General features: G+C 51.1%; 18 protein-coding genes. 6 read left to right on the top strand and 12 right to left on the bottom strand.

What is annotated here, in order from left to right; genetic code table 11:
- Window positions 1-937, bottom strand: a 937-nt coding sequence (gene guaA / locus ACP5SG_RS02295) for a glutamine-hydrolyzing GMP synthase (RefSeq protein WP_428121609.1), incomplete at its 3' end; no start/stop codon positions are given.
- 266 nt (window positions 938-1,203) lie between these two features.
- On the opposite strand from guaA, the gene ACP5SG_RS02290 reads away from it, so the two are divergent.
- The gene (locus ACP5SG_RS02290; RefSeq protein ID WP_428121606.1) at window positions 1,204-2,472 is read left to right on the top strand and encodes a DUF1015 domain-containing protein; all 1,269 of its coding nucleotides are present in this window, start codon (window positions 1,204-1,206) and stop codon (window positions 2,470-2,472) included.
- A gap of 19 nt (window positions 2,473-2,491) precedes the next feature.
- Here the strand turns inward: ACP5SG_RS02290 and ACP5SG_RS02285 are convergent, their stop codons facing one another.
- Window positions 2,492-3,907, bottom strand: a complete 1,416-nt coding sequence (locus ACP5SG_RS02285; RefSeq protein WP_237889104.1) for a sigma-70 family RNA polymerase sigma factor — start codon at window positions 3,905-3,907, stop codon at window positions 2,492-2,494.
- A gap of 310 nt (window positions 3,908-4,217) precedes the next feature.
- Here ACP5SG_RS02285 and ACP5SG_RS02280 point away from each other — a divergent pair, with 310 nt between their 5' ends.
- Both ACP5SG_RS02280 and ACP5SG_RS02275 read left to right on the top strand, forming a co-directional pair.
- Window positions 4,218-5,207, top strand: coding sequence for a D-alanine--D-alanine ligase family protein (locus ACP5SG_RS02280; RefSeq protein ID WP_237889103.1), 990 nt, complete (start codon window positions 4,218-4,220; stop codon window positions 5,205-5,207).
- On the top strand, window positions 5,200-6,021 hold the full coding sequence (locus tag ACP5SG_RS02275) for an NAD(+)/NADH kinase (RefSeq protein ID WP_237889102.1): 822 nt from the start codon (window positions 5,200-5,202) through the stop codon (window positions 6,019-6,021). The genes ACP5SG_RS02280 and ACP5SG_RS02275 overlap by 8 nt, the downstream gene beginning before the upstream one ends.
- Before the next feature lie 68 nt (window positions 6,022-6,089).
- Here the strand turns inward: ACP5SG_RS02275 and ACP5SG_RS02270 are convergent, their stop codons facing one another.
- Together ACP5SG_RS02270 and ACP5SG_RS02265 are read right to left on the bottom strand one after the other, a co-directional pair.
- Window positions 6,090-6,425, bottom strand: coding sequence for a YtxH domain-containing protein (locus ACP5SG_RS02270; protein ID WP_237889101.1), 336 nt, complete (start codon window positions 6,423-6,425; stop codon window positions 6,090-6,092).
- Window positions 6,415-6,906, bottom strand: coding sequence for a hypothetical protein (locus ACP5SG_RS02265; RefSeq protein ID WP_237889100.1), 492 nt, complete (start codon window positions 6,904-6,906; stop codon window positions 6,415-6,417). Before ACP5SG_RS02265 ends, ACP5SG_RS02270 begins: the two co-directional genes overlap by 11 nt.
- Window positions 6,907-7,135: 229 nt before the next feature.
- Here ACP5SG_RS02265 and ACP5SG_RS02260 point away from each other — a divergent pair, with 229 nt between their 5' ends.
- Window positions 7,136-7,930 (top strand): pseudouridine synthase, encoded by a 795-nt coding sequence (locus ACP5SG_RS02260; RefSeq protein WP_424661461.1) that lies wholly within the window; start codon window positions 7,136-7,138, stop codon window positions 7,928-7,930.
- Between the two features lie 12 nt (window positions 7,931-7,942).
- Window positions 7,943-8,737, top strand: a complete 795-nt coding sequence (xth, locus tag ACP5SG_RS02255; RefSeq protein WP_237889098.1) for an exodeoxyribonuclease III — start codon at window positions 7,943-7,945, stop codon at window positions 8,735-8,737.
- 44 nt (window positions 8,738-8,781) lie between these two features.
- Here the strand turns inward: xth and ACP5SG_RS02250 are convergent, their stop codons facing one another.
- Window positions 8,782-9,660 (bottom strand): HDOD domain-containing protein, encoded by an 879-nt coding sequence (locus tag ACP5SG_RS02250; RefSeq protein WP_237889097.1) that lies wholly within the window; start codon window positions 9,658-9,660, stop codon window positions 8,782-8,784.
- A complete protein-coding gene (locus tag ACP5SG_RS02245) occupies window positions 9,657-10,148 on the bottom strand; it encodes a hypothetical protein (RefSeq protein ID WP_424661462.1) in 492 nt (163 codons plus the stop codon). Before ACP5SG_RS02245 ends, ACP5SG_RS02250 begins: the two co-directional genes overlap by 4 nt.
- A gap of 73 nt (window positions 10,149-10,221) precedes the next feature.
- On the opposite strand from ACP5SG_RS02245, the gene amrS reads away from it, so the two are divergent.
- Entirely contained in the window at window positions 10,222-11,235 is a 1,014-nt protein-coding gene (amrS, locus tag ACP5SG_RS02240) for an AmmeMemoRadiSam system radical SAM enzyme (protein WP_428121591.1), read from the top strand.
- Between the two features lie 15 nt (window positions 11,236-11,250).
- On the opposite strand, the gene ACP5SG_RS02235 is transcribed toward amrS, so the two are convergent.
- The 6 genes from ACP5SG_RS02235 to ACP5SG_RS02210 all read right to left on the bottom strand — a co-directional run bounded on the left by ACP5SG_RS02235 (window position 11,251) and on the right by ACP5SG_RS02210 (window position 18,233).
- On the bottom strand, window positions 11,251-11,637 hold the full coding sequence (locus tag ACP5SG_RS02235; protein ID WP_237889094.1) for a hypothetical protein: 387 nt from the start codon (window positions 11,635-11,637) through the stop codon (window positions 11,251-11,253).
- 32 nt (window positions 11,638-11,669) lie between these two features.
- Window positions 11,670-12,965, bottom strand: a complete 1,296-nt coding sequence (locus tag ACP5SG_RS02230; protein ID WP_237889093.1) for an IMP cyclohydrolase — start codon at window positions 12,963-12,965, stop codon at window positions 11,670-11,672.
- A gap of 25 nt (window positions 12,966-12,990) precedes the next feature.
- Complete coding sequence (locus tag ACP5SG_RS02225; protein WP_237889092.1) at window positions 12,991-13,737, bottom strand: DsbC family protein; 747 nt, start codon at window positions 13,735-13,737, stop codon at window positions 12,991-12,993.
- Window positions 13,738-13,846: 109 nt separating this feature from the next.
- A complete protein-coding gene (locus ACP5SG_RS02220; RefSeq protein ID WP_424661463.1) occupies window positions 13,847-15,559 on the bottom strand; it encodes an FAD-dependent oxidoreductase in 1,713 nt (570 codons plus the stop codon).
- A gap of 83 nt (window positions 15,560-15,642) precedes the next feature.
- Window positions 15,643-16,992: a diguanylate cyclase gene (locus ACP5SG_RS02215; protein ID WP_428121583.1), complete on the bottom strand. Its 1,350-nt coding sequence runs from the start codon at window positions 16,990-16,992 to the stop codon at window positions 15,643-15,645.
- A gap of 11 nt (window positions 16,993-17,003) precedes the next feature.
- On the bottom strand, window positions 17,004-18,233 hold the full coding sequence (locus tag ACP5SG_RS02210) for an EAL and HDOD domain-containing protein (protein WP_424661465.1): 1,230 nt from the start codon (window positions 18,231-18,233) through the stop codon (window positions 17,004-17,006).
- Between the last annotated feature and the right edge of the window lie 19 nt (window positions 18,234-18,252).

Here is an 18,252-nt window from a genome sequence, read left to right as displayed (position 1 = left end):
CGAATATGCGGATAAACTCCTCACCTATGATCTTCCGATTCCTTTCAGGCTCAGCGACCCCTTTCAGCCTCTCAAGAAACCTCTTTGCAGCATCCACATAATGCACATTGAGCCCTATGCCATTTAGAAAAGCAAGCACCGCTTCCGCCTCGCCCTTTCTCAAAAGCCCGTTGTTTACAAAGATACTGATCAAGTTCCCACCTATAGCCTTGTTGACTATAAGGGCTGTTACCGTGGAATCAACGCCGCCAGAGAGGGCGCATATGACCCTTTTGCTGCCGACCCTCGCCCTGATATCCTCTATGGCGGCTGTCACAAACGACCCCATGTCCCAGACAGGCCGACAGCCGCAGACCCTGAATAAGAAATTGCGTATGATATCATCACCTATCTCGGTATGAACCACTTCAGGATGGAACTGCACCCCGAAGATAGGAAGCCTTTTGTGGCGCATCGCAGCGACAGGGGATGACCCACTGCTGGCCACAGCGACAAAATCCTCAGGCATCACATCAATCCTGTCCCCGTGACTCATCCAGACCTGATGCGTGACCGGCGCCTGGGCCAACCCCTGGAATATCTCGCCGTGCTCCTCTATGACAAGCCTTGCCGGTCCGAATTCCCTTCGTACACCCTTTTCGACCTGCCCACCCATAATATGTGCAGTAAGTTGCATGCCATAGCAAATACCGAGTATAGGGATCCCAAGCCTGAAAAGTCCAGACGGTACCTTGGGCGCACCCTGATCATAGACGCTCGCCGGTCCGCCGGAGAGGATTATCCCCTTAGGTGCCATCTTCCTTATCTCATCTAAACCCAGGCTGAATGGATGAATCTCGCAATAGACCTTGGCCTCGCGCACGCGCCTTGCTATGAGCTGGGTGGTCTGCGAACCAAAATCGAGTATGAGTATCCGCTCTCTGTGCATATCTTTCATCAGGGCCTCCGGACCATAGGTTTGAGCTTTATAATAGCAATCTTGCCTTCAAATGTCATTTGGTTTTGCTGGGCGGCAGCGGCCTGGCAAAACCAAAAAATGGGAATTTTTTCGATTTTTGCTAGCTTGACACTTGCCGAGCCATTCAATTGCAGTTAGGATCAAACGCCGCTGCATAGACCCCAAACGCCGGCTGACTACGATGTGATCGGCTGGCGTACATACGAAGGGGAAGATTGTGGCATAAATCAGGCAAGGATTGAGACATGGCTGTAGTTTTGCCCTTTCGCGGGGTCAGATATGACCTGAACCGCGCCGGTACGATAGACACCCTCGTAGCACCTCCCTATGATGTAGTCACCCAGGAGGAGCGGGAATGGCTTATCGCACAAAACCCTTACAATATATTTTCACTTGAACTGCCGCACGGAAACGAAGACAGATACGAACGGGCGAAGCACCTTTTCAATGCCTGGATGACCGATGGGATACTCAAAAAAGAAGATGCCCCTGCGATATATCCCTACCAAATAGAATTCCACTTGAAGGGAAAGGTCTTATCAAGACTGGGCTTTGTGGCGCTTGTCAAGATAGAGGAATGGGGGAGCCGCATCATCCGTCCGCATGAAAAGACCTTCGACAGGGTAACCGAAGACAGATATAGGCTTTTGAGCGCCACAAGGGCCCAATTCAGCCAGATATTCGTCATCTACAGACACAACGAACCCGTCTCGTCGCTGCTGTCCTTGTATATTGAAAAATCTGAAGATGGACCTGTGTGTGCAGCAAGAGACAGGGCCGGAAACAACCACAGGCTATGGCGCATAACCGACAAGGATGCAATCAAAGGCATCCACGATGCCCTTATCGACCAGCCGCTCTACATAGCCGACGGCCATCACCGCTATACAACCGCATTAAAATACAAAAAGGACATGAACGCCCGACTGGGCGGCGATCCCGCAATGCCTTTCAATTACCTAATGGCCTACCTTGTCGATGCAGAAGATCCAGGCCTTGCAATCCTGCCGACCCACAGGATGGTCACCCTTGATACCGAAGGGTTCGACAGGCTTAACAGGCTTTCGAGCACCTTTGAAACAAAAAAGATAGAGGCCGACGGAAACGGGCTCTGTCAAAGGCTTGAAGCCGCACTTGCAAAGGGATCGGACATACCTTCCTTCGGCGTGGTCTTGGATCATGGGAAAAGGGCCGAGATATGGCAACTCAAGGACGAGGCAGCGAAAGACCTGCCGCCCCATAAAAGGTTCGATGTCTTGGTGCTCGAAGAAACCATCCTTAAGGCGCTGCCTTGCAGGTCGATTGCATATTCATCTGAATGCAAAGAGGCCCTTAAGGGATTGGGCCAAGACCAGGTGCTCTTTTTGCTGAGGCCTACACCGATTGACAAGGTGCTTGACATAGCTGATCGGGGACTTACCATGCCCCACAAATCCACCTTCTTCTATCCGAAAATCCTCACCGGCCTTGTTGTAAACCAAGCCGGTGAGGATGGCAGGATCGAGCCATTATAAGGCCTGATGGTACATCCAGCTACTCAAGAAAGTATCTCAGCCTGTCCTTGCGGCTTGAGTGCCTGAGGCGGTTTAAGGCCTTTTTCTCTATCTGACGGATACGCTCACGGGAGACATTAAAGCGCTTGCCGATCTCCTCAAGTGTGTATTCGCTGTCTTCTCCTATGCCGAAACGCAGCCTTATAATCTTTTCCTCGCGTGGAGAGAGCGTGGCGAGTATGCCCTTAACACGCTCGGTAAGCTCCTTTTCCTTGACGGTCTCATAAGGAGATGCGGCGTCTCTATTCTCTATAAAGTCGCCAAGGGTGCTGTCTTCATCGCCGACTGGCGTCTCAAGCGATACCGGCTCCCTTGAGGCCTCAAGGATTGAATATATCTTCTCCATGGGAAGTCCTGTCCGTTCGGATATCTCAAGCGGCGCCGGTTCCCTGCCGAGCTCCTTCACTAAGGCATAAAAGGCCTTAAAAAACTGGCTCCTGAGTTCCAAAAAATGGACCGGGAGGCGGATAGTTCGGGTTTTGTCAAGGATAGCCCTTGTAATGGCTTGGCGTATCCACCAACTGGCATAGGTGGAAAACTTGTTACCCTTTGTATAGTCAAACCTGAAGACTGCACGCATAAGCCCCATATTGCCTTCTTGAATAAGATCAGCCAAGGAAAGACCCTGATGCATATAGCGCTTGGCGATGCTCACCACAAGGCGCAGGTTTGCATTGATCATCTGGTCCTTGGCCCTTTCCACCTTCTGGCTGTTTTCCTTGATAAAGGCCAGAAGCTCGCTTAATGATGCATCATCAGGGTGTTGGGCGCATATCTCGCTTACTGTCTTTACAAGGTGATTGAGCTGGTGCTTCTTGGGTTTGAGGGATGGGTCGCGGCGCCTCCATATGCGTATCTGCTCCTTCAGCGCCTCAAGCTCAGGCCACTCCGATTCGTACTCCATTATGGCAAATATGATGCTGTTAAAACCGTCCCGTATCGTGCGGCTCAGTTCCTCTTCCCTCTCGGGTGTCAAGAGTTCATAGCGCCCCATCTCCCTGAGATAAGTAGTTGTAATCTCCTCGGTCTCAGAATATTCCCCCATCTCCATCACGGCTGGGGCCGCTTCAACGCTTATGTCGGTATCAGAAATCTCGAGGTCGGCCACATCGACATCTATCTCCGCCATCTCTACATCTTCCTCCGGGATGCCAGGCAGTCCTTTAGCCGCCCCGACCACACCTTCTATATCGCTGTCTTCTATGATCTCTATGTTGTTTTTACACAACAGATCGAATATCTTTTCGATCTGTTCAGGCTCCTTGACATCGTCGGGCAGGAGGTTGTTCAGCTTCTCATAGGTAATAGGGCCCTGCCGCCCGATCTCAAGCAGACGGCTGAGATAGACATCTGCATCAGATTTCTTTTTCTTGCCGGTGATCTTGTCGTTTGTCATATAATCATCCTACCTTGCGGCATTGGTCTACCCTTCCTTGCCGGTCTTAAGGATTACTATAAGAAGATAAGAATCCGGCACAAAAAGGCCAGATTTGATGCCTAAAAAGTAAAATCTTAAAACATTAAGCAAAAAAAAATAAACTACATGCCCGCGATTGGCAAGCATATTTTTCAAGATATGGATTATTATAGTGGATGTAAAGAAATTTTTTTTCAAGATCCTGCTTGGTGCCAAGGTTATTGGGTGCACAGGCCGATCTTATATGATATTTGGATAAAAATATATAAAAATACATAGGGAGCGGCCCATGCCCGCTAATTCAGATCAAACGATATGCAAAAAGGACAAACGGCTGCGCCTCGCGCTCATCTGCGGCGGACGCTCCGCCGAACGCGAGGTCTCGCTTAAGGGTGCCGAGGAGATAAAAAGGGCGTTAAACCCATCGCGCTATGAGGTCATGATCTATGACCCAGCCATTGACATAAGTCGACTCGTCCATGATGCACCCAAGCTGGATGCGGCGTTTATCCTGCTTCACGGCAGACTCGGTGAAGACGGGACGATACAAGGCCTCCTGGATCTCATCGGGCTCCCTTATCAGGGATCAGGGGTCCTTGGAAGCGCCCTCGCCATGGATAAACACCTGAGCAAGGTCATCTACAGATCGGCAGGCATCCAGACGCCAGCTTGGATTCTAATAGAAAAGGACGAACAGCCCACCGAAAAAGAGATCATAAAATGTATCGGTCTGCCGCTAATGATAAAACCGGCAACACAGGGTTCAAGCGTGGGCATGAGCAAGGTCGTATGCCCCGAGGATCTGAAACCGGCAATCGATGAGGCGTTCAGGTGGGACAAAAAGGTGATAGCAGAGGCGTTCATCCATGGCCGCGAGATCACCGGGGCCGTGCTGGGCCTTGAAAAACCTGAGGCCTTGCCCATTATTGAAATACGCCCGGGTGAAGGCCATGGTTTCTTTGACTATCAGGCGAAGTACCAGGAAGGGGCATCGCGCGAAATATGCCCGGCCGAACTGCCGAACGATGTCGCAGAGGAGGCACGGCGCCTAGCCATAATGACACACAAGGCCCTTAATCTCTCGGGCTACAGCCGTACAGATATGATAGTGAACACCGACAACTGTATATTCGTGCTTGAAACCAACACCATCCCCGGCATGACGCGGACAAGCCTATTTCCGCAGGCGGCAAGGGCCGCCGGGATATCCTTCAGTGAGCTCCTCGACAGACTGATAGCCATGGCTATATCCAAAGGTAAGAGCCGATCCCATGATTAAGGCCATAAGTCTGATAGTCAAACGCGGGGCCGAACTACCGGAAAGGATGGGTGAAAGACTTCGTATCAGCCTTGAGGCAAGGGGCGTCTCTGTAACGGTGGGCGAGGTTGACCCAGGGACCTCAGCAGTGGTCGTCCTTGGAGGCGATGGGACCCTGCTCCATGTAGCAGGCAAGGCCTATATCCATAATCTGCCCCTCCTCGGAATAAACATGGGGACACTTGGCTTCCTTACTGAGGTCTCCATTGAAGAGATGGACGCCGCCATAGACATATTATTGACCGGGCACTTCAAGCTTGACAGGCGAATCATGCTCTCGGTCAAAGCGATTGAAAATGGAAACAAATCGGTTTTTGAATGTTACGCCTTGAATGAGGCGATAATAACAAGGAAAAACCCCGGCGGCATCATAGACATCCCTACACGGGTGAACGAGGTGTTTCTTACCTCATATCGTGGCGACGGCCTCATCATAGCCACCCCGACCGGCTCCACCGCCTATAACCTCTCTGCAGGCGGACCGATAATCCACCCGGACATGGAGGCCGTCATCCTGACACCAATATGCCCGTTCGCCCTTAACGCAAGGCCGTTCATCGTCTCTTCAGACGCAGAGATATCCATCTTGATACGAGAAGATCAAAAGGGTGTAAGACTTGTAGTAGATGGCCATGCAGGTTTCGATTTTGAAGAAGGCGGCAGAATAGAGATACGAAGGGCAAAGGGATACTTAAGGCTTGTCCGCTCCCCTTCCAGGGATTATTTCACAATATTAAGGGAGAAACTCGGGTGGTCCAAGGGAGTCGGGATCTGAGCCGCCATGCCGCTGCTATGAGAGGGCGAGACCCCGCCCTCTCATAGACCGCCTGCTGCAAAAAAAGATTAGACCTCTTCCCCTTCCTTTTTAAACCTGGACACAAAACGCTCCTTTTCCCTCTCCATGGCCTCCTTACCGGCGTCGATAGCGGATTCCAGTATCGTCTTTTTTTCTTCGATAAACTCCTTACCCTTTTCTAGGAGGCCTGCTGCCTTTTCCTTCACCTCGTCCGCCGCTTCGCCTGCCCGCTCACGCAGGTAGTTAGCCCGCTCCAAAAGACGTTCCCTGGTTTCAGGACCTGATTTTGGGGTAAACAATATGGCAAGTCCCGCACCTACTGCACCTCCAAGTAAAAACGCCGCCACCACACTGCCGGCTGAAAATTTCTCATCACAACTCATGATTGCCTCCTTTTTTAATAAAATTCCTTGTCAAAAAGTCAACCGACGCCCTTATGCCAGCGGTCATGCCTGCAATCTGTGCGGCAAGGCCTGTCAATCCCGAACGAGCGGCACTGGATACAGCTATCATGGCCTCGCACGTCTCTATGGCCGCATCAAAAAGGCCTTGGGCCTTTCTAACCTTGTCTTTTATGTCGCCGGTAGTATCACGGAGATCCGAGCTCACCTTATTGAGGTTCCCCACTATAACTGATACATCGTTGTCTATCAGCGCTTCAACGGCATCCGCCACCCTGGCGTGGGCATCGGCGGCCTTTTCAAGCGCAATCAAAACAGATTGTATCTGCGGAAGCAATGCGGAGTGTACCTCTGAAAGCGCAGCCGACACCCTTTTTACGAGATCGACAAGGTACGAAACGAGTACAATAATGGCCAATGAAACCGCAACGGCGGCGATGTCCATCCATGTTAAGGGCTGCATATCAAACCTGCTCTTTAATTTTTATAAACCTTGGATCATCCTATTTTTTATAAATGTCCGACACAAATTAAATATCATCATTCAGGCCCAGTTGGCAAGCTTTTATAGGCTGATCAAAAAACGATTGAACACTGCATGCGCCTTTATCAGGCACAAAACCATACCTCATCTCGGTTGCCAGACTGAAGTAAGGAGACAAATATAAAAATATAGTTACAATATAACCTTTATGACAGCGCGAGGCAAACCAGACAAAAACCTTGCCGATTCTGGTGCAACGGCGGTAAGACTGCAGAAATTGCTTTCAGCCGCAGGTGTGTGTTCAAGACGGACCGCGGAAAGGATGATCCTTGACGGCAGGATAACTGTGGACGGCAAAACGGTGACCGAACTCGGCGTAAAGGTTGAGCCTTCAAAAAACCTTGTCTGCGTCGACGGTATCGCTGTAACAACCGTAAACGCGCCGATATATATGGCCCTCCACAAACCCAAAGGGGTGCTCACAACGGTCTATGACCCCTTTGGAAGACCTACCGTAATGGAACTTCTGGCAGACGCACCAGGCAAGGTATATCCGGTCGGGCGCCTGGACATGGACAGCGAAGGGCTTCTCATCTTTACAAATGACGGCGAGCTTGCAAACCGCCTGATCCACCCGAGGCACAAGATTGAGAAGACCTACCGCGTCGTCGTCTCCGGTCGCCCTGAAGGGCATGACCTCGACCTACTCAGGCTGGGGATAGAGATAGACGGCAAAAAGACCTTGCCATGCAGGATAAAAGAGATCAAGTGTAAGGACCGCTCCTCGCTTTTGGAGGTAACGCTGAAAGAGGGGCGGAAGAGGCAGATAAGGATCATGTTCGACAAGATAGGACTTCATGTTATAAAACTCATAAGGATAAAGATCGGCCCGATCAATCTGGGGGATCTTCCGCCTGGCAAGTGGCGTATGTTAAAAGACGATGAGATATCGGCACTCAAGACGGCCGTCGGCCTCCCGGCATCCAATGCAAAGACGGATTGAAGGGGTGAAAAGATGACCATCCAGAAATTTATTATCGCCACCTACAATGTGAATTCGTTGAGATCGCGTCTGCACATAGTAATACCATGGCTTCAGAAGACAAATGCGGATGTCCTGTGTCTTCAGGAAACAAAGGTAAGGGATGAAGAATTCCCGGCAGATGCCTTTAAAGACATAGGCTACAATATAGTCTTCCGCGGACAGAAGGCCTATAATGGCGTGGCCGTGGCGTCGAGGCACGCGATAAGCAACGCGGAATTCGGTCTCGGCGACCCGCAAAACAGCCCTGAAGATGAGGCGCGGCTCATCCACTGCATAATCTCCGGCATCGCGATCATAAATTCCTATGTCCCGCAGGGCAGAGCAGTCGATCACCCCGCCTTTCAATACAAACTTGACTGGTACAGACGGCTGAAGAGACTTTTTATGGAAAGGTATATGGGCAGGATGCCCCTTGTGTGGTGTGGGGACCTGAATATTGCACCTGAACCCGAAGATGTCTACGATCCTGAAGGGCTAGAAGACCATGTGTGTTTTCACATCAAGGCGAGAACGGCCTTTAAAGACGTGAAGGATCTAGGCCTGGTGGATATCTTCCGCAAATTCAACCCGGGGCCGGGCCATTATACCTTTTATGACTACCGTGCGCCGAATGGGATAAAGAGAGGTATCGGATGGCGCATAGACCACATTCTGGCCACAAACGACATGGCAGAGAAGGCGACCAGCGCATTTATCGACATGGATACAAGGCTTGCCGAAAAACCGTCTGATCATGCCATACTTGCAGCAGAATTCTCTGCTTGAATTCGACAAGACTACTTCCCTTCAGACCCTAGTGATCTTAAAGATCATGGCACAAAGCCGCTTATGATATCTGAAGACCTCTCGTATTCCGCAAGGGCTTTTATGATGCAAATGTGCAGATCCACCCTGGAAAGGCCTAACCGCTCATACAGCGAAGGACGTATCCTGTGTCTGAATCCATCGGCCCCGACACCCATCCCCAGTTGAACCGCAAGGATGTTGCTGAGCGCAAGGAGCGCCGAAAGATCGTCATGGACATACAGGTCGGGATCGTGATGATTACGCACAGCCCTTACTATATCTGGCGGAAAGTCCCACTGTCTCAATATATCTGAACCTATGACCGCATGATCCCCGCCTAGCACCCGCCACTCCGCCTCTGTAAAGGCAAGCCCTTCCTGCTGGGCCAGGGTCAATATCTCGTCAAGCCTGTTGCCGACGAACATATTGAGCACGATCTTTCCTATGTCATGCAGAAGGGCACATGTAAATAGGATAGAGCGATCAGGATAACCGCATTTCTTTCCGAGGATCTCGGCCATGATAGCTGTGGCCATGGAGTGGATCCAGAGATCCCTCGGCTCCATAAGGTATCCTGAAAGCGGTCTTGCAAGATAAGGCGCGCCTGCACTGGCTATCAGCACCTCCCTCGTCTGCACCTGCCCCAAGAGGGTCAAGGCGGTATGAAGGTCGGTGACCTGCCTAGAGAGACCGAAATGCGCCGAGTTTGTAAGGCGTAGCATATTTGCCGTAAGCGACGGATCGAATCTCAATACGTCAACCAGCTGGGCGATGGTTCCGTTAGGGTCGTCAAGGATAGCAAGCGCCTTCGCAACGACCTTTGGGAATGTCGGCAGCTCCACAATGTTGTCGAATATATGTTCCAGTGTAAAATCTATCGGGGGACAGAGATCAAGGCTCATAGAGATACCTCTCTAAGACCTGGCGCCGTAACAAGAGGTCCACCAGCCTTACCGGCAATCATCTTGACCGATCTGTTGTATTGCCCACCCACATGTTCGCCCTGTATCATGACCCTGTTACCCTGAAGGATGGTACGGACAGCGGTATAGATCTGAGCGCCGAGCGCCATGTCGGAGGGCTCTTCAATAAATTTGGCAGCCCCTACGAGCCATATGTTCAAATTTTCCCTCTTGGCACCCCTTTTCATCAGCCCACGCATGAGACGGGTAAGACCTCCTGGTGCATCAAGGGCAACCTCCTCAAGACCAGCGTCACCTTCTATGCCAGATGGAGCCCTGGGGAGGACGATCACCGTCATTGCGGACACAAGGGCTGTCTGATCCTTTACGCAGACACATAGAGTTGAGCCGAGGGACCTGGCCACCAGCCATGTATCCGGGCTGCTGCTTACAGCAATGCCGCCTCTTCTTACCAAGATATGCTTCATGTTTTTATTTTCCCCTGATTGATGATGACTTTTAATATATCATCCCTATTTTTTAAAAAAAAGGAGGTCAACTATGAAAGAGGCCCTTTTTTATGAGACAAAAGGAGATAAGATGGTAAAATGCGAGCTTTGTAACCATTTCTGCCAAATCAAGACGGGTGGTCGGGGGATCTGCGGCGTAAGAGAGAATCAGGATGGACGTCTCGTGAGTCTGGTCTATGGCAGGCTTGTCTCGACCAATCTCGATCCCATAGAAAAGAAGCCGCTATTCAACTTCCTGCCTGGTTCCACCTCCTATTCCATCTCAACCGTCGGATGCAATTTCAGGTGCCTCCACTGCCAGAACTGGCAGATTTCACAATATCCGCGTATGAATAAGGGTAAAATCATAGGGGACGATTACACACCTGACGAGGTGGTAGAGGCCGCCGTCTTGAACGGCGCGAAAAGCATAAGCTATACCTATGTGGAACCAACCATATTTTATGAATTCGCATACGACTGTGCAGTCATTGCAAAAAAGAAAGGCATAAGAAACGTCTTTGTCAGTAATGGCTTCATGGCACCGGACGTCACCAGACACCTTGTCCCGGTGCTCGATGCGATCAACATAGATATAAAGGGCTTTACAGAAAGGTTCTACCGCGAGGTCTGTAAGGCGAAATTAAAACCTGTGCTCGACAACGTAAAATTGTTTCACGAATTGGGCGCCTGGGTGGAGGTAACAACGCTGATCATCCCAGGTCTTAACGATTCACCTGAAGAGTTAAGGGACATAGCGAGGTTTATAAAAGGGGTGAGCCCGGCCATGCCGTGGCATGTAACGGCCTTTTATCCTACCTACATGATGATGGACAAGCCTCCAACCCCTATCTCATCCCTCAGGCTCGCGCGCCGGATCGGACTTGAAGAAGGACTTAAGTATGTATATGAGGGAAACATCTCAGGGGAGGGTGGTGAAAATACATATTGCCCGTCGTGCGGCTCCGAAGTGATAAAAAGGCATGGTTTTTGGATAAAAGAAAACAGGCTTGAAAACGGCGGATGCCCTGATTGTAAGACGCTGATAGAAGGGGTCTGGAAATGAAAGACCCATATTCTATTATCTCCACCAATTTCTCTTCTCCAGGAAGTCGTTGACCTGTCTCCTGATAAGGCGCGGGATGAATTCAGGACGCCCGATATAGGAAAGGGCGTCCTTCTTGAGCCTTTCGACAAACTCCCGAAGCAGCCCGTCTTTTTCTCTCTGATCTATGAAATTCCTTTCAAACTCCTTATCGAAATAGACAAGTTCGCCCCTTGTATCCAGAAATTCGCGGAACATGGCCTCACACTCAGACAAATGTGCGAATGCGTCAGAGGTCACCCTGACAGACGCGCGGGCAAGGAGCTTTACATACCATCTATCACCGGCGATCCGGCGCGAGCAGTCATAAAGTTCCACTACAAGGCCGTTTGGAAGGTCTATTTTTTCTATAAGCAGTCCCATTGCTTAGTTTTGATGGTCTTTTTGCGGGGTCATCAGTGCTTGAACGCCCTCTGGCCGGTAAAAACCATCGCGACAGGTGGATCGGCCTCGTTGCAGGCCTCTATGACCTCCCAGTCGCGAAGACTGCCACCAGGATGCACAATGGCTGATACACCCTGACGGATGCCTACATCAACCCCGTCCCTGAACGGGAAAAAGGCATCTGAGACCATCACTGACCCAGGAAGTCCACCTCTATCCGCCTTGATCCTGGCATCTATCTCTGCCTTCTTTTCCGCTGCGTCCTTTTCGCCGCGTTCGGCCTTGAGCTCAAGCTCTTTATAGGACATACCAAGGCTGTCATAACACAAGATGTCAGCGTATTTGGCATAGGCCTTATAAACCGCTATCTCAGCAACCCCCACCCTATCCTGTTCGCCTGTGCCAATCCCTAATGTCACGCCGTCTTTTACATATATTACAGAGTTTGATGTCACACCCTGCTCCACAGACCACCCGAACAAGATGTCTTCGTATTCCCTTTCGTCGGGCAACCTTTTTATTCGGTAAAATCTCCCCTGGTATTCACATTCCGCGGGCCTAAGATCTTCTTTCGTGCGGATCCGATTTACAGGCGACTGTTGGACGATAAGTCCGCCATCAATGAGGCTCTTGAAATCCACAAAGCGTTTGTCCCAGAAGGTCTCAAGGTCTTCTATCCGCCTTATCTCTATGATCCTCAAGTTTTTCTTCCTGGCGAGGATATCCACCGCCCCTTCCTCGTATTGAGGGGCGCAGACCACCTCGAGATACTGAGCGGAAAGGGCCTCGGCTGTCCCTTTGTCAACAGGCCTGTTCAGGGCAACGCAACCCCCAAATGCGGCTACGCGGTCGGCACGCAGGGCCCTTTGAAAGGCCTCTTCAATCGTAGCGCCATAGGCCACACCACATGGGTTGTTGTGCTTGACGATTACGGCGGCAGGTTTTTTCATTAAGAATTTCAGGATATTAAGTGAATTGTCAATATCTGTGAGATTGATCTTGCCTGGGTGCTTGCCCGCCTGAAGCATGGCAGCCTCATCAATGGCGCTCACAAGTCCGTTTCCAGGTCCTATATAAGCACACCCGCCCATGACCAGATTTCCGTTTACAAGCTCGTACAGAGCTGCCTCTTGATCAGGATTTTCACCATAACGAAGCCCCCTTTCTTCAATCAGCCCTGTCTTTTCGTTCTTGAAGGCCCAAGTCCTCTTGCGGTATATCAAAGTTTGATCCCCAAACGAGATGCAGAGCTCGTCAGGAAACTGATCCTTAAGGATGGTCCTGTACATCTCCTTCATATCTTTCATATCGGCCTCTTGACCTCCGCTTATATCATATTCCGAGATGCTTCTTTAATTCATCGGCTGAAAGGACGCCAGAATGAAAGAGCCCATCCTGAAATATATAAGTAGGCGTACCTGTTATACCCTTTTTGCTTAGGAATGCGATCGTGTCCTCCACCTTTTTTTTACCGGCCTCACACTGGTTTTCCGACCTGTATCTAGATTTCAAGCCCTCGATGCCTTTATTGTCGCATATAATAGAGATAGATTCCTCTTTTGCACCTTGGTGAAACGGAAGCGGGAACAAAAGGACCCTCAACTCCAGCTGCCCAGCCTGGGCCATAGGAACGATTGTCTCCTCTGCCTTTTTGCAATAGGGACACTGAGGGTCGGTCACAAGGTAGACGACCTTACCCTTGCCTATCTTGAAGGCCGTAAGGCTCGAAAGGCGCTCCATCTCTGCAGCAGAAAAACGATTGAGCTCCATGGCCGCTTGCTGTGTGATATTCGTCCCGTCAGATGTCCTGTATAGCTGGCCGGCCACCAGAAATTCACCCTTTGAATCGGTATAGATGATCCCTTTCTGCTCGTTCAGCTTTAACTGCACCTCGCAGAGACCAGGTACCTGGCTCGGCGAAATCTTGACCACCTTGATGTTGGTCTTTTTAAATATCTCCGAAACGGCCTTTTGAACGGCCTCCTGCTGCGGACAACCCACCTCCGCAAACAAGTCGGTAAGCCCAGCGGTTATGGACAAAAAGATAAAAAGTGCTGCTGTAACGGCAATCTTTTTCATAACAATCTCCCGCAATGATTTATTTGTAAGACCTTTGCATAACTTAAACATAAAACGAAGCGCCCGCCTAGGTTGCACTTATAATAATAAAATGGGATAGTTCACTAATTCATATCAGCCATTTTGCACCAAGCCTTGCGATCCCATTCAGCCCCCACGGAAGGACCAAGCTGTCGATGCCGACCGATCTCAAAAAACACTGGGTCTCATAGGACCTCGTTCCGGCATTGCATATCAGGATAAAGGTCTTGCCCCTCGGAAGGGCCTGATAATCACCCCTCACCTTGTCGTAGGACATGGCGATCCATCGGCCAGGAAATCTCTCGGCAAGCAGTGCAGCCTCTTTCGGATGCCTTAAATCAAGCGCCATCCAATCAGGGTGATCAGTCCGGCCTTCCATCCAAGCCATAAAGTCCTGTATGGAGACGGTCTTGAGCCTGTCAGAGACCAAATTGTCAGCCACATTTGACACTGCATTCAGCACATCAACCGCAGTTGAAAAAGGCGGGGCGTAGGCGAGCTCAAGCGTGCTAAAATCGTCTACGGAGGCCCTGCGCTCAATGAGCCCACAGGCCGCATTGATCCTTGCCAAAAGCCCATCCCCCATCTTTCCAAGGCCTTGGAGTCCAAGGACCCTGCGGCTTCTCTTGTCAACGACCATGTTCAGGAACAAGAGGGCCTGTGTCGGAAAAAAATGGGCGCGATCTGACTGCACACACTTCGCCTCCACCGCATCAAAGCCCTCTGAAAGCGCGGTCTCAAGGCTTATGCCTGTCGAGCCCACGCAGACATCAAAGACCTTCATGATAAAGCTCCCCACACAGCCAGGAAAGACGCTTGGGATCCCCGCGAGGTTGTCCGCCACGATCCTGCCCTGACGGTTTGCCAGAGAACCAAGTGGGGCAAAGAACTTCCTGCCTGTTACGAGATGATTTATTTCGACGCAGTCTCCAGCAGCATAGATATCTGGATCCGAGGTCTGCATGTGCTGATTTACTATTATCGCACCCTGGGGCGAGACCAAAAGCCCGGCATCCCTTGCAAGCTCACTGCGCGGACGTACACCGGCAGCCATGACGACCAGGTCGGCAGCGATTTCACGTCTGTTTGTGACGACCCTTTCGACCCTTCCGTCTCCGCCGCCCACAAACTCCTTGGCGGCCTCCTGCGTATGCACCTTTACGCCCCTTTCCTTCAGGTGCTCCTGGACCATGGCCGCCATATCCGGGCCGATTATCCTCGGCAGTATCTGCGGCATAAACTCCACAATAGTCGTATCAACACCCCAGAGGTCTGCCAAACCCTCTGCCATCTCTATCCCTATGGCCCCACCCCCGATTATAACCGCGCTCCTTACCCTGCCGGCCGCAAGGTCGTTTTTTATTGCCACGGCCTTGTGGAGATCGCTTATGGCATAAACCCCCTTGAGGTCTCTCCCTGGTATGGGCAGGATGTTAGGCCTGCTGCCGGTTGCCAACACCAACTTGTCATACGAGAGCGCATCCTTTTCGCCAGTGATCACATCCTCTACATGCACGAGCCTTTCCTTCCTGTCGATGGACACGGCCCTTGTCTTTATACGGGTCGTTACGCCCTTGGCCTCCTGAAAAAAATAGGGGTCCCTGACCATATGAAAACTCGTGGACCTGAGCTCCTTTTCGTCAGAGACATCCCCGCCTACAAAATACGGGATACCGCAGCCACCGTATGAGATGAGATCGTCCTGATCCACAAGCGTTATGTCGGCGTCCGGAACAAGCCTCTTTAGCCGACTCGCAGCCTTTGGTCCTGCGGCCACCGCCCCTATGATTACCACCTTCATACTATTTTGTGCCCCCTTTAAATCGTTTAACCTGGTTAATTAACAGATAATAAACGATTAGTTAAGGGCAAAAAAGAAAATTTTTAAAGGACGACCACGCGATTGCGGCCGGTGTTTTTGGCCATATAAAGGGCCTCGTCCGCCTTCTTGATGAGATCCATCTCGTCCCTTACATCGGTTTCAGGGAAAGACACGCCCCCTGCACTTATTGTGATCCTGATATCGGTGTCGTCCGCCTTGACAGTCTGGTCCTCCACAAGACGCCGCATCCTCTCCGCTATCTTCATTATGTCCTTGCTTGATGCGGCAGGTAATATGGCCAAGAACTCCTCGCCGCCGTAGCGTAGGAGCACATCCCCCTCCCGCAGGGCCGAACGGGCGGTCTTTGCGACCATGATCAAGACGCGGTCGCCGATCATATGGCCATATGTATCGTTCACCTTCTTGAACCAGTCTATGTCGAACATGACAACGCCCAGCTGTATGTTCGTCCTTACCGCCCTGCCATATTCCTCATGCAACCTTATCATGCCGAACCTGCGGTTGAAAACGCCGGTAAGCGGGTCAATCGCCGCAAGCCTCTGGAGACGGTCATAGATGAGCGCATTGTGAAGGGCAAGGGCAAGGCCTTGACGAAACAGCTCCAGCCTATTTATCTCCTCGGTTATGAAACCCGCCGCACTTGCCAGCACTATAACGCCTATAGCAGCACCCTTATATACAATAGACGCAACACAGGTCTCTTTGGGCCTAAATTCCGCAAGCACGCCCTCGACCACTATGCCCGTCGGCAAGGTCAGCCTTTTACCTACCTTTGTATCAAACGCCCGCTTTACATGGTCATTTTCCGCAAGCCTTGCCGGATTTTTTATGCCGATGGAGGCGGCCACCCGCAATTCCCCGTTTTCTTCTATCAGGACAGCCCCTGCATTGGCGTTTGTATGCTGGATGAGCTGTTCGATGGCCTTGTCAGCCAGTTTTTCAAGGTACAGGTGGCTTGTCAGCATCTCGGTGAACATGCGGACCGCAAAGACATCCCTGAAAGAGTCGGCAAGGGCCTGCACAAGGCGGTTAAATGCACGGGCGCTCTCGCCTATCTCGTCATCAGAATCCCCTTCTATGAAGCAGTTTTCAGGCGTGCATTTCTCCATGTCGCCCTGATTGGCTATCTCAAGAAGGTTGGTCTTTACGTAGTTCATGTGGTCTGCAAGGATGCGAAGCCGTTTTCCTACTATCGCCTTGGCAAGCCAGATATTGGCCGCACCGACCAGGAGCCCTGCGATCATACAGGTTGCAAAAAACCAGGGTTTCATCACAAACTCAGATGGGATACCCATTAAAAGCACAAAAAACGGGAATACAACGCCCATCAAAAGCCCAAAACCTGTCATCCAGATGGCAAGGTCAGTAAACACCCTGTGGGTTATGCGCATATTACCCCCCCCTAACCTGCAGCTGCCGCACCGCCCTTATCGGCCCATTTTACAGCCTCAAGGTAACACCTGATTGCTGTCTCGTCGTTGATTCTCAATGCATCCATCAGTCTTGCCATATCATAAAGATGTCCCTGTTCATAGGCAAGCATGAATTCAAGATACGGGGCGAGGGGGCCCTTGCTGTCAATCAGCGCGCGGCTTACCGCAGGGGCCAGGGGCAGGGGCTTTAATATCTTTTCGATCGGCCTTTCAAGCACCGCATCCATCAGGGAAAAAAGCCCCATGAAAAAGGCATTTGACGCCAAATCGGCCTGTCCCGCGGCCTTTGCAAGCCTTTCTCCAAAGGATGCGCGGACACATGCGGTCTTCATGAGCTCCGTGGGTTTATCCGCGGACAAATGGGCCAGGAGAAGGACGGATATCCACCTCCTGATCTCTATCTCGCCCAACAAAACTATGGCCTGCTTGACAGATGACACCGGCTGCCTGAGGCCCACGGCGGCCACGTTTACGACCTTGAGGAGTTTGTAGCACAGCGCCGGGTCTTTGGTAATAATGTCGGATATCTCATTTATGTCAAGGTGGTTCCCCTGTACCGCGGTCATGAGTCTTAACATGGACCAGACGCCGGGCGATAGATCCTTGCCCTTGATGACAGAGGGTCTGGCGAAGAAATAACCCTGAAAACATGTAAAACCAAGGTTCAAGGCCTGTCTGAATTCTTCATAGGTCTCGATCTTTTCGGCAAGGAGCTTGATATTGCGGCCTGTTGCGGCCTGCCTCGCCGCATCTATTATTCCCCCTGTCTCCTCTTTGGAGCTGGCGCGCCAGTCCACCTTAATATAATCGGCCAGGGGGATAAGCGGTCTTGACGCCTCATTAAGGACAAAGTCGTCGAGCGCCAGCTTGAAACCCTTATGGGCCAGGGCCTTTAAGGCCTGAATCAGCGCTTCGTCAACCAGGACGTCCTCAAGTATTTCTATCACGACCTTATTGGGGTCAAGCATCGGGGGCCCGCTCAAGAGTAGTTCCCGCGTGAAATTGACAAACAGGCGCTTCCCGCCCACTATCTCATTAATATCCATGGAATAGAAGGCGTTATTGATAAGATTGGATGTGGCGGCGGTGCCGTCCATACCTGGAAATGCGTTTTTCTCCCCTGAGCGGTAGAGGAGCTCATATGCGACCGTTTCCCGGTCTGAATTCAATATAGGCTGTCTGCCTACATATATTTCCATATGTTCACGCAGGCCTGTA

The organism is Dissulfurimicrobium sp., from assembly GCF_049968175.1.
In the GTDB taxonomy this organism is placed as follows: domain Bacteria; phylum Desulfobacterota; class Dissulfuribacteria; order Dissulfuribacterales; family Sh68; genus Dissulfurimicrobium; species Dissulfurimicrobium hydrothermale.
The sequence above is the reverse complement of the archived record's forward strand: the minus strand, read 5'-3'. Positions and strand labels throughout refer to the sequence as shown.

What these genes read in the sequence shown, in the direction of transcription:
- ACP5SG_RS02290 (WP_428121606.1), top strand. Translation starts at nt 1,204, where the DNA reads ATGGCTGTAGTTTTGCCCTTTCGCGGGGTCAGATATGACCTGAACCGC.
- ACP5SG_RS02285 (WP_237889104.1), bottom strand. Translation starts at nt 3,907, where the DNA reads ATGACAAACGACAAGATCACCGGCAAGAAAAAGAAATCTGATGCAGAT.
- ACP5SG_RS02280 (WP_237889103.1), top strand. Translation starts at nt 4,218, where the DNA reads ATGCCCGCTAATTCAGATCAAACGATATGCAAAAAGGACAAACGGCTG.
- ACP5SG_RS02275 (WP_237889102.1), top strand. Translation starts at nt 5,200, where the DNA reads ATGATTAAGGCCATAAGTCTGATAGTCAAACGCGGGGCCGAACTACCG.
- ACP5SG_RS02270 (WP_237889101.1), bottom strand. Translation starts at nt 6,425, where the DNA reads ATGAGTTGTGATGAGAAATTTTCAGCCGGCAGTGTGGTGGCGGCGTTT.
- ACP5SG_RS02265 (WP_237889100.1), bottom strand. Translation starts at nt 6,906, where the DNA reads ATGCAGCCCTTAACATGGATGGACATCGCCGCCGTTGCGGTTTCATTG.
- ACP5SG_RS02260 (WP_424661461.1), top strand. Translation starts at nt 7,136, where the DNA reads ATGACAGCGCGAGGCAAACCAGACAAAAACCTTGCCGATTCTGGTGCA.
- xth (WP_237889098.1), top strand. Translation starts at nt 7,943, where the DNA reads ATGACCATCCAGAAATTTATTATCGCCACCTACAATGTGAATTCGTTG.
- ACP5SG_RS02250 (WP_237889097.1), bottom strand. Translation starts at nt 9,660, where the DNA reads ATGAGCCTTGATCTCTGTCCCCCGATAGATTTTACACTGGAACATATA.
- ACP5SG_RS02245 (WP_424661462.1), bottom strand. Translation starts at nt 10,148, where the DNA reads ATGAAGCATATCTTGGTAAGAAGAGGCGGCATTGCTGTAAGCAGCAGC.
- amrS (WP_428121591.1), top strand. Translation starts at nt 10,222, where the DNA reads ATGAAAGAGGCCCTTTTTTATGAGACAAAAGGAGATAAGATGGTAAAA.
- ACP5SG_RS02235 (WP_237889094.1), bottom strand. Translation starts at nt 11,637, where the DNA reads ATGGGACTGCTTATAGAAAAAATAGACCTTCCAAACGGCCTTGTAGTG.
- ACP5SG_RS02230 (WP_237889093.1), bottom strand. Translation starts at nt 12,965, where the DNA reads ATGAAAGATATGAAGGAGATGTACAGGACCATCCTTAAGGATCAGTTT.
- ACP5SG_RS02225 (WP_237889092.1), bottom strand. Translation starts at nt 13,737, where the DNA reads ATGAAAAAGATTGCCGTTACAGCAGCACTTTTTATCTTTTTGTCCATA.
- ACP5SG_RS02220 (WP_424661463.1), bottom strand. Translation starts at nt 15,559, where the DNA reads ATGAAGGTGGTAATCATAGGGGCGGTGGCCGCAGGACCAAAGGCTGCG.
- ACP5SG_RS02215 (WP_428121583.1), bottom strand. Translation starts at nt 16,992, where the DNA reads ATGCGCATAACCCACAGGGTGTTTACTGACCTTGCCATCTGGATGACA.
- ACP5SG_RS02210 (WP_424661465.1), bottom strand. Translation starts at nt 18,233, where the DNA reads ATGGAAATATATGTAGGCAGACAGCCTATATTGAATTCAGACCGGGAA.